Below are 12052 nucleotides of genomic sequence, written 5' to 3'. Positions count from 1 at the left end.
GCGCCCGCTGCGATCAGTGCAAGTGCCGGGGTTGCGGCATCATACCGTGCCGGCTGCCCAGCGAATGCCCTGGCGCGGCGCGTTCCGTGACGGCCGCGCCAAGGCATTCAACACGGCGCCTACTGCGTCGCGCACTCCACCTTGCGATCGAACTCCGTGCCCAGTACGACCGATGTGATCGCAAGCGTTGTGCCCTTTCCGGCGCGCAGTGCGAACGGTACGCTCAAGCGGCTCATGTCTGCCCCGGCCTTGGCCAGGCACTTGAGGGGAACGCCCAACCTGACCCACTCATTCCGCGGCGCTGCCGACAGCGCAGGGCCCAGCGCAACCTCGGCAGCACACGCCGCCCCGCAGACGGTACCCAGTGTCACTGCGGATTCCGCCGGGAGCTGTTCGACACGCACGGTCGCTACCACGGAGAGCTCGCCGTTGGTCTCGCGCGACCAGTCCAGCGGAGTACTGGCCTGCAACGCCACCGTGGCCGGCGCCCGGAAACTGAACTGGCGTGCGCCCTCCTGCACATCGGTGTTGATCGCGACCATCGCCAGTGACTGGTCGGCAGTGGTTGCATTGGGATGCACGACATCGGTCGATTCGCCATTGGCGGCAGTCAGGCGAAGCATCAGGCCGGTGCCGGCTACACCACGCTCGAACAGGGTGCCGCTACCCGCGGCGTCCGGATCAATGCCGGGGTCTTCGGAAAGCGCAGGTAGATTTCCCTTGTCGGCATAGGTCAGGCCGTATCCGAAGGCGAACTGCGGGTCGTAGTCCTTCTGCCCCACGTTGTTCTCGTACTGGTTGGCGCGGCGTGGCCAGGAGTAGCTCAGCTTTCCGCGGAAGTCGTGTTGTACGCGCCCATCGCCCCCGCGCAGCAGCACATCGGCCACGCCCCCACCTTCCGAGCCCGGCAGCCACGCAGCCACGAAGGCATCGGCGGCGTTGATTTCGCGGTTCAGCCACAGCGGGCGCCCGCTCAGGAACACCCCCACGACCGGAATGCCGTCTGCCTTCAGGCGTCGCATCAGCTCCAGGTCTCCGGACTTGCCGTTCTTGAACATCAGGTTGGGCAAGTCGCCCTGAAATTCGGCGTAGGGATCTTCGCCGAACACCACGATGGCTACATCGGGGCGATTGCGGTAACGGCCATCGATGGCCAGTTCCGCCTGGCCGCCTCCCGACTTGACCTGTGCCTGCAGACCTTCCCAGATCGTTTCCGCATTCGGGAAGTCCTCGCGACGCGTGCCATCGCCCTGCCAGCTGAGCGTCCAGCCGCCCGCCTGACGGCTCATGTCGTTGGCGCCATCGCCGGCAACCAGTACGCGCTGTTTCGGCGAGAGTGGCAGCAGCTGGTTCTGGTTCTTGAGCAGCACCAGCGATTCACGCACGGCCTGCCGCGCCACCTGGCGATGCGCCGGCGCCCCGAGCAGCTCGAACTTGCCGCCCAATGCGCGCTCGGAGGGCTTGGGTTTGTCGAACAGGCCCATGCGCATCTTCACCCGCAGGATGCGGCGAACGGCATCGTCCAGCCGCGCCTCCGGCAAGCTGCCGTCCTTCACGTGGGCCAGCGTGCTTTCATACATCCCCTTCCAGCTGTCCGGTGCCATGGCCATGTCCAGGCCGGCGACGTAGGTCTTCGCGCAGTCGGTGTTGCTGCAGCCCTTGATCTGGCCATGGCCGTTCCAGTCACCGACCACGAAGCCGCCGAAGCCCATCCGACCCTTCAGCACATCGGTCAACAGTGGCTTGTGCCCGTGCATCTTCTCGCCATGGAAGCTGTTGAACGACGCCATCACCGACTGCGCGCCCGCATTGATCGCCGGCAGGTATCCTGCGGCATGGATGTCACGCAATTCGGCCTCGCTGACCGTGGTGTTGCCCTGGTCCTTGCCGTTGCCCGTGCCGCCATCGCCGAGGAAATGCTTGACCGTGGTCATCACGTGGTGGTCGTCGAGGAAGTCCGCGGCCCCCGCCTTGCCCTGCAGGCCTTCGACGAAGGCCCCTGCATAGCTGGCCACCAGTGCCGGATCTTCCGAGTAGCCCTCGTACGTGCGCCCCCAGCGGTCATCCTGCGGGACGGCCACGGTCGGTGCGAAGGTCCATTCCATGCCGGTCACGCGGGTTTCGGCCGCGGTGATCCTTGCGATCTCGCGCAGCAGTTCCGGGTTGCGCGCTGCGCCCAGGCCGATGTTGTGCGGGAACAGAGTGGCACCCACCACGTTGCTCTGGCCATGCATCGCATCAATGCCCCAGACGATGGGAATGGCCTTGCCACCGTTGCGCGTGTCCATCGACGCTTCCCAGAACGCGTCGGCCAGCGCAAGCCATTCGGCGGGCTTTGCGTTGTAGCGGCCACCTGGGTCGGATGCGCCGCCTGCCAGTATTGAACCCAACCGATATCTGCGCACGTCATCGGGCGTGATGCTGGCGATATCACCCTGCACGATCTGGCCGACCTTTTCTTCCAGCGTCATTGATGCGATCAGCGCGTCGATGCGTCGTTCCATGGCCGGATCGTTGGCCAGCGGCCAGGTTGCCCTGGGCCAGTGCGCGGGCGTGATGGTACCTGCGTCGTTCACCGCGGCAGGGGCCGCACCGGACGCAGGTACCAGGGCCATGGCAAGCGCCGCAGCCAGCATCAGGCGGTGGGGATGGAACACGGGGTTGCGCTTCGCACGATCGGAATGACGGACGTTCATCGGAACAATCATCTCGGAAGGGTGGCTTGGGTGGGCTCGGCGGCCGGAAAGCAACCTGACAGCGTTGTCAGTCAAAACCGAGCATACCCAGCCCGTGGGACGAATGCTTGCTGCACAGCGGCATGGGTTTTGAGGATAAAGTTGCATCTGCATCCACATCCCGTGGTGCAGGATTCAGGCAAAGATGGTGAGGCTATGACGGGCAGAGGGCGGGGGATGCCGGGAGCTGAGCAGGTGCTCGCAGGCAGGCCGGGACGCGTGCGGATCGAGGATGTCGCGGCAACGGCCGGTGTCTCGATGAAGACCGTCTCGCGGGTGCTCAACAACGAGCCGAACGTCTCCAAGAGCACCCGGGCCCGGGTGGACGCGGCGGTGGAAAAACTGCGCTACCGCCCCTTGCCCTCGGCACGGGTCCTTGCTGGCCGGCGTTCCTACCTCATTGCGATGCTCTTCGATAATCCCTCCTCGAACTATCTGATGGAGATCGAGATGGGGGTGCTGGACGCGTGCATGGAACAGCACTACAACCTGATGCTCGCTCCGCTGATCTACGACGCGGCCGATATCGTGGAAAAGGTCGAGTCATTGATCATGCAGTCGCAGCTCGACGGCGTGGTGCTGACGCCGCCGCTGACAGACGACACCGCCCTGCTGGAACGCCTGGTCGACCTCGGCATCCCGTATTCCAGCATTTCGGCGAAGGAACAGAACCGGAACGTGGGCGTCGTCGTGGATGAAATCGGCGCGGTGGTAGCGCTGATCGCGCACCTGGCTTCGCTGGGCCATACCCGTATCGCCCATATCAAGGGACACGCCGCGCATGGTGCAAGCATGTGGCGCCTGGCAGGCTATCGCGAAGGCCTGCGCAGGGCAGGCCTGCGCTACGACCCCAGCCTGGTCCTGGAAGGCGAGTTCTCATACGAATCCGGCTACATCGGCGCCAACGCGCTGCTTGCTCGGCCTGATCGGCCGACCGCCATCTTCGCCGCCAACGACGATATGGCGGCAGGCGTCATCTGTGCGGTGTTCGAACACGGCCTGTCGGTGCCAGCCGATATCTCGGTCTGCGGTTTCGATGACACGCCGATCGCCCGCCAGATCTATCCGGCATTGACCACCGTCTGCCAGCCCACCCGTGAGATGGGCCGGCGCGCGGCCATGGAGCTGATCAAGGAAGTGCGCGCGCTCGGGAGCGGTGGCGTGGTCGATATTGCTTACGCCCTGAAGGTCCGGCGATCCACGGGGCCGGCCCGTCACGATTGAGCGCAGGTGCGATGGCGCGCCGGCGCGGCCGGCACGCCATGCTGGCAGAGCAGGGGTGCGGCTCAGTGGCCGCCTTCGGTGGCCAATCGCTCCAGGTCTACGCCCTGGCGACGCAGCGTACGGCCCGCCGCCCACGCGTAGAACGCCAGATAGCAGAAACACAGCACGCCAATGATGAAGCTGTAGTGCACGCCGACCTTGTCGGCCAGTGCCCCCTGCGCCCAACTGACGATGCCGCCGCCCATGATCATCATGATCAGCAGGCTGCTTGCCTGGTTGGTGTGGCGGCCCAGGCCCGTGATGGCCAGGGTGAAAATGCAGGGCCACATCGTGCTGCAGAACAGCCCGACACTGATGAAGGCAATCACACTGGTCATTCCGGTGGTGAACATGCCGACCAGCTGCGCCGCAATGCCACACACGGCAAAGTACAGCAGCATGCGTGATGGATTGCCCTTGCTGGCCAGGGTGGCGATGATCATCAGGACGATCACCGGCGCGTAGTGGAGGAACTGTGCGGAGTTGTGGCCAGAGATCGCGTTGACGGCAAGGTAGATGGCAAATGCAATGAACGGCAGCACCAGCATCAGCAGCTTCTGCGTGCCTGCGCGCACGTCGAACGCTCCGGCGGCACCACCCCAGCGGCCGATCATCAGGCTGGCCCAGTACAGCGAGACGAACGGGGCGATCACCGAGGTTTCCAGGCCCAGCCCACCCTTGCTCAAGGGTTGCTCAAGGTAGGCTGGAAGATTGTCGATGGTCGACACCTCCACGCCGACGTAGAGGAAGATCGCGATCATGCCCATCGCCAGCTGCGGATAGGAGAGCGCAGATCCGCGATCTGCCTGGTGATTCGCCCCGGTCGCACCTGCGGGGACCGTGGCGCGCAGCTCGACATGATTGGGCACGCTCGAGAACCGCAGCAGCACGGCGACCAGTACGAAGGCGGCACCCAGCACCAGGTATGGGATCTTTACGCTCTCGATGCTCGCCTCTGTGTTGCCCGCTGACACGCTGCCAAAGATGGCAATGCTCACCAGCAGTGGGCCTACCGTTGCGCCCAGGTTGTTGACACCGCCGGCCATGGTCAGGCGCTGCGATCCGGTGGCCGGATCACCCATGATCACCGCCAGCGTATTGGCTGCGATTTGCTGGAGCGAGAAGCCCAGGCCCACGATGAACAGGCCGGACAGCATCAGTGCAAACGAGCCGGTATTGGCCGCCGGATAGAAGAGCAGGGCACCGAGCGCGGACACCAGCAGGCCAAGGCAGATGCCGTTGCGATAGCCCACCCGATGCAGCAGGTCGTTGCCGATGGCGCGGGAGATGGCGATGTAGATCAGCGAACCGGCGGTGTAGGCAACGTAGAAAGCCATCGCCACGTACATGCTCTGTGCCTGGCTGAGATGGAACGCTTTCTTGAACACCGGAATGAGGATGCCGTTGCTTGCAGCGACGAAACCCCAGAAGAAAAAGACGGTGATGAGTACACCGAACTGCGACCAGCGGGTTGTGTGTTTCATGATTCTCGTGTCATCACGGGCAGGACGACGCCCCGTGCGTTGTCGCACAGGGCAGGACGTGGTGATTGCGCGCGGAGGGCCGGCGAAACCGGCCCTCCTTCAAGGCTGCGCTGCTCAGAACTGGTAACGCAGGCGCAGGCCGTAGCTGCGCGGGTCGTTCAGGAAGCGGACGTTGATGCCGGAACCCACCAGGGCCTTCTGCGAGACATCGTTGCCCAACAGATTGTTGCCCCAGGCTTCCACGCGCCAGTTGCCGCTCAGTGAGGTGAAACCGATGCCCGCGTTCAAGGTGGTCTCGCCCTTCTGGCGGTCAGGGAAGCCGGCCGCAGCGGCGCTTTCGGTACGGTCATGGACCAGCTCGCCACTGGCTGGATCCTGTCGGATGAACTCCACGTCCCGGTTGTTGTACTGGGTGAGGTAGAAGGCCGAGCGGTAGGAGGCCAGCAACTGCCAGTCGAAGGTGCCAAAGCGCAGCTCGGTCGTATGCTGCAGCCTTACGTTGAAGGTAAGTTTCGACGCCAGCGGCAGTTCGTTGCCGGACAGGTCGATCAGCGAGGTGGCACCACCGGCGTCGTAGTTCTGGCTGCGGACATCGGCGACGGTGCCACGCTTGATCTCGCTATCCATCCAGAGCGCGTTGATGTTGACCATGAAATTGTGCGGAAAGCGCAAGGTGCTTTCCGCCTCCAGGCCGTACACCGCGGACTTGCCGACGTTGCGGTTGACCAGGGCATAGCCGGTCGCTTCACCGGTGGTCGGGTTGGTGGCGATCACCGCCAGGTCCTGGAACACCTGGTCGCTGTAGTCGTAATAGAACCCGCTGACGTTGAAGGTCGAGGTGCGACCCAGCATCTGGAAGGAGTTCTTGCTGCCGATTTCGTAGGCAATGATCGATTCGGGCTTGAAGGTCTCAGGAATCTCCTTCGGATCAAACGTGTCGTTGAAGCCCCCCGCTTTGTGGCCGGTCGACACCAGTCCGTACAGCAGGCTGTCATCGCTCACGTCGTACTCGAAACCCGCGCGCCAGTCGGTAAAGCTGAACTTGCTCTTGCCGAACTGCTGGGCCGGAATCGCGCTGACCTGGGCCCAGCTCTGGTACGGGCAATCGACGGTATCGCCACCGATGTCGGGGCGATCCACGCAACCGAATGGGCCGCCATCGGGCACCGCGCCGATCTGCTGCAGCAAGGTGTCGTTGCGACCATGTCGCAGCACACCCTGCAGCAGGAAGCGGGCCATCTCCGCCTGCGAGGTGATGTTGCTGACGTCAAAGTTCGGACGGCTCATGAAAGCCGGCTCGAAGCCGGGCGTGCCGAGGCGCGTGGCAAAGTCCCCGCCCTGGCCAGGCAAGCCCAGCGACCAGTTGCCGCCAATGCCGTAACGCGACTTCTTCTCCTCGGAGTAGCGCAGGCCGCCCTTCAGGCGCAGGCGATCGTTGACGTCGAATGTACCGTCGGCGAAAACGGCGGATGACTTGCCATTGACCTTGGGCATGGTGAATTCAGTGCCCGAATACCAGCGCCCTTTGTCCACCAGCGAAAGGTAGCCCACCCGCTGGTCCTCATTGAAGTGGAACAGGCCGGTGGTCCAGCGCAGCCGTTCGTCCTGGTCGGACGTGAACCGCAGCTCATGTACCTGCGACTCCGACTCGGTCAGCCAATACTGCGTGGAGTAGTTGTCGTAGTCGATGCCGCCCGGGTTGCTGGGTGATACCGGATCGATGTTGCGGCCCGGCCAGAGGATGCCTTCGCTCTGCGCATTGGTCTGGCGGTAGTCCACGTTGCGGTAGCTGCCGTTGTACTCCACCGCCACCTTGCCGAAGTCATAGGAAATGCTGGTCTGCGCCCCCCAGTTGGTGCTGTCGAGCTTGCCCTGCGCGCCGCGGTAGATGATCTTTCGCAGGTCGACATCGTCCGGCAGGTAGCCGGCCTTGGCGGCGGTGTAGACGTTGGCGCCTGGATAGCCCGTACCGCCTTCCTTGCCGATGTCGGCCATGGCGAAGATCGACAGCTTGTCATCCGGCTGGTAGAGGAACGACAGGCGTGCGCCCCGGTCGTCCTGCACGCCAGCCGGTTCCAGGTCCTGCGCGCGCCCAGCATTCTTGAACGGAGAGTCTTTCTCCACCTTGTAGCCAGCCACCCGGAAGGCCGCGCCACCGCCGATCGGAAGATTCAGGGCGAATTCGCCACCGCGATGGTCACGATTGCCGGCCTCGGCCTGAACGTACCCGCCGAAGGCTTCCAGGTCAGGGCGCTTGGTGATGATGTTCAGCGTGCCGGCCAGCGCATTGCGGCCGCGCAGCGTGCCCTGCGGGCCCTTGTTGATTTCCACCCGCTCGACATCGTAGAACATGCCGCCCAGACCGCGCGGTCGTGCAATGTAGGCCCCGTTGATGTGGGGCGCGGCGCCCGGATCACCCAGCTCGGTGTTGTTCGAAGAACCCACGCCGCGGATGAAGATCTCCAGGTTGCCTTCCTGGTTGGCCATGCTCATGCCTGGCACCAGGGCTTGGATGTTGCGCAGCTCATTGTTGATGCCCAGCGCACGCGTATCGTCCGCGGAAATTGCCTGGGCGGTACCTGCATATTTCTGCAGGTCCTGTTCCCGGCGTTCGACAGTGACGATGACGGCGTCCAACGTCGAGGCCTCCCGTGCCTCGCTGGTGGCGGTGGAACTGCTTTCCTTGGCTGATTGCGCCGCGACCGGCAGCGCCGCAGTGGCGGTGACGATGGTGGCAAGGACTGCCTGTGCGAGTGTGCTCTTCCTGAAATGGCCGGTCATAGGGTCCCTCTCTCCCCATAGATGATGTCTGGACGTTCCCGCGCCGTGCGCCGGACGTGGGCTCTTGTAAGTGCGACCTGACAACGCTGTCAATCAGAATGAACGATGGATGACCAGAAGCTCGGGAAATCAGACAGTTGAGCGATCAGAAGTGCTGTTTGGCACGCCGCATTTGCTGCAGTGCGAAACGAAATCGGGCGGCGTTGCGCTCGGCGTACGGCTGCACCCGCCGGATTGGAGCGATCAGAACGCAGGCCGGCAGCAAGGGCCATCGACTTCGCGTGTCCCCCTGGCGGGCTGCGGGGGCCATGCGGGTGGCGACGTGATGATGCTGCCATGTGGTCGGGCATGACTTCAGGCACTCGGTCGTGACTACACCTGTAGTCAATGTAACCAGGCATTCACCGTAGGAGATGCCCATGAAAACTGCACGATGGCTGTCCAGCTTCGCGGCCTTGATGCTGGCCGTCCCTGTACTGGCCACCACGACCACCACGGCCGACGCCGTCGCGACAATCGAACACAATGCCCGTGCCGCGCATTCTGACGCGGTACTTGTCTGGAAGGATGGAAAAACACTGCTGGAGCCCCAACCAGGGACGGGCGAGGAGCCGATTCACCTCATGTCGGCCACCAAGTCGGTGGTGGCGCTGGCCATCGTGCTTCTGCTGGACGAGGGAAAACTGGCCTCGATCGACGAGCCGGTAAGCAACATCTTCGCGGAGTGGAAGCAGGGGCGGAAAAGGGACATCACGGTACGCATGCTGCTGGACCATACCTCTGGCCTGCAGAACGTGGCCAACGCGGGGGAAGAGCTGGAAGCTGCGCCGGACCTGGTCAAGCTTGCGCTGGCGGCAGAGCTGAGCCGCGATCCAGGCACCACGTTCTCCTACAACAACAAGGCTACCAATCTGCTGCCCGGCATTGTCGAGCGTCTGGCAGGGGAACCGATGGATGCCTACCTTGAGGCGCGCCTGTTCAAACCGCTGGGCATTGCCCGATATACGTGGTTGAAGGACGATGCGGGCACGCCCTTGGGCATGGCCGGATTGTCGCTGAGCGCCCGCGATCTGGCGACCATCGGACAGCTGCTGCTTGATGGCGGCGTCACCCCGGCGGGTACGCGCGTGCTGAGCGAACGGTCTGTGGCGCTGCTGACTGGAGCAAGTGCCCGCTCGCCGGATGTTGGTCTCCTGTGGTGGCGCATTCCAGCATGGGAGCGTTATGAGCTGAAAGGCCAGATGGCCGGCTTCCTGGCGCAGCATGAAGTCAGCGCCCCGGTCCAGCAGGCATTGCTGGCAACCGGGGGCAGGGCATTCGACAGCAGGAGTGCATTGATTGCGTACATGTCCGAGCGACTTGGGGCGGACTGGCCGCAGCACTATGGCAGCGAGATCACCGGTCGTGGACTCAAGCTCTCCGACATGTTCGACATCCAACGCGGCCCAACCGTTGCCTACGCCGCCAATGGCTACCTGGGCCAGCACCTGGTCATCGTTCCGCAACAGCGGGTGGTTGCCGTGCGCCTCATCCACCGACGCGACACCCATCGCGCGCCATTGGATGACTACGCGACGTTCCCGGCGGATGTACTCAAACTGGCCCAGGCGCTTCAGTGACGGGAGGAGCCGGGCCTGTGCCCGGGTCCTCGTCCGCTACGTCATGCTGCTGGCCGGAGTGGCAGGGCGTGCCACTACTTCGGCATCAGCACAGCATCAACAACGTGGATGACGCCGTTGGATTGGTTGACGTCGGCGATGCTGATACCTGCTTTGCCGCCCTTGGCGTCGATCACCCACAACATGCCGTCATGAAGTGCCACGGTAAGCGGCTCGCCTTGCACAGTCTTCAGCGTGGCTTTTCCACCGTGCTTCCTGGCATCGGCCAGGAGCTGGGCGGAACTGAAGCGTCCTGGGACCACGTGGTAGGTGAGGATCCGGGTGAGCTGTGCCTTGTTTTCAGGCTTGACCAGTGCATCGGCCGTGCCTGCTGGAAGCTTGTTGAAGGCGGCATTGGTGGGTGCGAAGACGGTAAAGGGACCGGCGCCATTGAGCGTGTCGACCAGGCCCGCGGCCTTGACCGCTGCCACCAGAGTGGTGTGATCCCTGGAGTTCACAGCGTTTTCAACGATGGTCCTGGTCGGGTACATCTCGGCCCCGCCAACCATCACGGTATCTGCGGCGAAGCTGGCGGAAGCGGCTGAGACGAGTACGGCGAAGCTGACTGCGGCGGCGATGCGCTGAAGAGCGTTCACGGTGCGTTCCTCGGTAGGATGCCCGCACAGCGCGGGCATCCTACATACGGCTGGCGGGAGCGCCTGGATGCACCGGATGCAGGCCTGGTCAGTCAGGGGGAGGGCCTTGGTGCGCGTCGAAATTCTCCCGGCAGCGGCGGAATTCCTCGGCGTGTCCCACTACCCAGGTCCACATCGGGATCATAAGAACCAGCAGCTCCCTGCCCAGCGGAGTGATGGTGTACTCCACGCGCGGCGGAACCTCACGGAAATCCTGCCTATGGATCAGTCCGTCCCTTTCAAGCTGACGCAGGGTACGCGTCAGCATACGCTGCGTGACTCCCTTCATCCGCCGCGCCACATCGGCGTGACGCAGTGTTCCGTAGACCCCCAGGGCGTGAATGATGCCCAGCGACCAGCGGCTGCCGGCATGCGCGAGCACCTCGCGGCGCAGACCGTCGTCGTCCGCACTCATGCCGTCGCATATCGATTGTGAATGTCGCAGAAGCTCATCGGTGCTCATGAACGGTGCGGTCGGTATCATCGGTGTACCTTCTTACGTGGCAACTAGGGAGGGGCGCAGAATCGCCGCCATCGTACACACTGATGGTGGTTTCAATGTCTCCCCCGATTGTTTCCCGCTCAATCCTGGTCCTGGGTGCCGGCGAACTCGGAATGCCCGTCATCCGCAACCTGGCCCAGCTCGCGGTTGTGCATGACGCAACCATCAGCGTGATGCTGAGGCCTGCGTCGATTGAATCCACACTACCGGACAAGCGTACGGTCATTGACCAGATCCGCTCGCTGGGAGTGGCCCTTGTTCCTGGCGACCTGGTCACTGCCACGGTCGATGAGCTGGCTGATCTATTTTCCGGTTATGACACGGTCATCGGCTGCACCGGTTACGCCGCTGGCCGCGACACTCCCATGAAGGTAGCGCGCGCCGCCGCGAAGTCGGGCATTACCAGGTACTTCCCTTGGCAATTCGGGGTCGACTTTGACGCCATCGGACGCGGCGGGCCACAGGATCTTTTCGACGCCCAGCTGGATGTACGCGACTATCTCCGCTCACAGGCCGAAATGGACTGGGTGGTCATTTCCACCGGCATGTTCACCAGCTACCTCTTCGAGCCGGAGTTTGGCGTCATCGATCTTCCCGGCAGAAAGGTCAATGCACTTGGCACAGCCTCCAATGCGGTTACGCTGACCACACCGGAGGACATCGGTGCAATGACTGCACAGATCGTCTTCCACTCGCCCCCCCTTCGAAACGAGATCGTCTATCTTGCGGGAGACACGGTCCGTTATGAGCAGCTGCCCGCCATCCTTGAGGAAAAGTTCGGTGTTCCTTTCAAGCTGATCGTGTGGAGCGTTCCCCAGCTGATGGAGGAGCTTGCCAGTGACCCATCAAACATGATCAGGAAGTACCGTGCTGCCTTCGCCCAGGGCAGGGGCGTCTCCTGGAGCCTGGACGGGACGTTCAATGCCAGCATTGGCGTGAAACTGGAGGGTGTCGACGACTGGCTGAAAGCCCACTTCGAGACTTGATGAGCCGT

The 12052-nt window shown here is 63.4% G+C and carries 8 protein-coding genes; 3 read left to right on the top strand and 5 right to left on the bottom strand.

The genetic code is table 11. The features are described 5' to 3' along the window. Positions 1-119: 119 nt before the first annotated feature. Positions 120-2696 carry a glycoside hydrolase family 3 protein gene (locus QP552_RS10815; RefSeq protein ID WP_286073602.1) on the bottom strand — a complete coding sequence of 859 codons (2577 nt, stop codon included), beginning with the start codon at positions 2694-2696 and terminating at the stop codon, positions 120-122. 216 nt (positions 2697-2912) lie between these two features. Here QP552_RS10815 and QP552_RS10810 point away from each other — a divergent pair, with 216 nt between their 5' ends. After that, positions 2913-3959, top strand: coding sequence for a LacI family DNA-binding transcriptional regulator (locus QP552_RS10810; RefSeq protein ID WP_111111688.1), 1047 nt, complete (start codon positions 2913-2915; stop codon positions 3957-3959). Positions 3960-4021: 62 nt separating this feature from the next. On the opposite strand, the gene QP552_RS10805 is transcribed toward QP552_RS10810, so the two are convergent. Beyond that, positions 4022-5482 carry an MFS transporter gene (locus QP552_RS10805; RefSeq protein WP_286073601.1) on the bottom strand — a complete coding sequence of 487 codons (1461 nt, stop codon included), beginning with the start codon at positions 5480-5482 and terminating at the stop codon, positions 4022-4024. A 114-nt stretch (positions 5483-5596) separates the two neighbouring features. After that, on the bottom strand, positions 5597-8263 hold the full coding sequence (locus QP552_RS10800; RefSeq protein ID WP_111111687.1) for a TonB-dependent receptor: 2667 nt from the start codon (positions 8261-8263) through the stop codon (positions 5597-5599). Positions 8264-8682: 419 nt separating this feature from the next. Between QP552_RS10800 and QP552_RS10795 the strand changes: the two genes are divergently transcribed. Beyond that, positions 8683-9882: a serine hydrolase domain-containing protein gene (locus tag QP552_RS10795; protein WP_286073600.1), complete on the top strand. Its 1200-nt coding sequence runs from the start codon at positions 8683-8685 to the stop codon at positions 9880-9882. A 74-nt stretch (positions 9883-9956) separates the two neighbouring features. On the opposite strand, the gene QP552_RS10790 is transcribed toward QP552_RS10795, so the two are convergent. Continuing rightward, positions 9957-10556 carry a fasciclin domain-containing protein gene (locus QP552_RS10790; RefSeq protein WP_286073599.1) on the bottom strand — a complete coding sequence of 200 codons (600 nt, stop codon included), beginning with the start codon at positions 10554-10556 and terminating at the stop codon, positions 9957-9959. Positions 10557-10605: 49 nt separating this feature from the next. Beyond that, positions 10606-11019, bottom strand: a complete 414-nt coding sequence (locus tag QP552_RS10785) for a helix-turn-helix domain-containing protein (protein WP_286073598.1) — start codon at positions 11017-11019, stop codon at positions 10606-10608. 95 nt (positions 11020-11114) lie between these two features. Here QP552_RS10785 and QP552_RS10780 point away from each other — a divergent pair, with 95 nt between their 5' ends. Further along, on the top strand, positions 11115-12044 hold the full coding sequence (locus tag QP552_RS10780; RefSeq protein ID WP_286073597.1) for an aromatic alcohol reductase: 930 nt from the start codon (positions 11115-11117) through the stop codon (positions 12042-12044). Positions 12045-12052 lie beyond the last annotated feature (8 nt).

Origin of the sequence: Stenotrophomonas sp. 59, assembly GCF_030291095.1 — a bacterium.
Taxonomy (GTDB): domain Bacteria; phylum Pseudomonadota; class Gammaproteobacteria; order Xanthomonadales; family Xanthomonadaceae; genus Stenotrophomonas; species Stenotrophomonas maltophilia_Q.
This window is presented reverse-complemented; position numbering and strand designations above follow the sequence as displayed.

Bases quoted from the DNA above. Each gene is read 5' to 3' on its own strand.
- QP552_RS10815 (WP_286073602.1), bottom strand. From the start codon at position 2,696: ATGAACGTCCGTCATTCCGATCGTGCGAAGCGCAACCCCGTGTTCCAT.
- QP552_RS10810 (WP_111111688.1), top strand. From the start codon at position 2,913: ATGCCGGGAGCTGAGCAGGTGCTCGCAGGCAGGCCGGGACGCGTGCGG.
- QP552_RS10805 (WP_286073601.1), bottom strand. From the start codon at position 5,482: ATGAAACACACAACCCGCTGGTCGCAGTTCGGTGTACTCATCACCGTC.
- QP552_RS10800 (WP_111111687.1), bottom strand. From the start codon at position 8,263: ATGACCGGCCATTTCAGGAAGAGCACACTCGCACAGGCAGTCCTTGCC.
- QP552_RS10795 (WP_286073600.1), top strand. From the start codon at position 8,683: ATGAAAACTGCACGATGGCTGTCCAGCTTCGCGGCCTTGATGCTGGCC.
- QP552_RS10790 (WP_286073599.1), bottom strand. From the start codon at position 10,556: ATGCCCGCGCTGTGCGGGCATCCTACCGAGGAACGCACCGTGAACGCT.
- QP552_RS10785 (WP_286073598.1), bottom strand. From the start codon at position 11,019: ATGAGCACCGATGAGCTTCTGCGACATTCACAATCGATATGCGACGGC.
- QP552_RS10780 (WP_286073597.1), top strand. From the start codon at position 11,115: ATGTCTCCCCCGATTGTTTCCCGCTCAATCCTGGTCCTGGGTGCCGGC.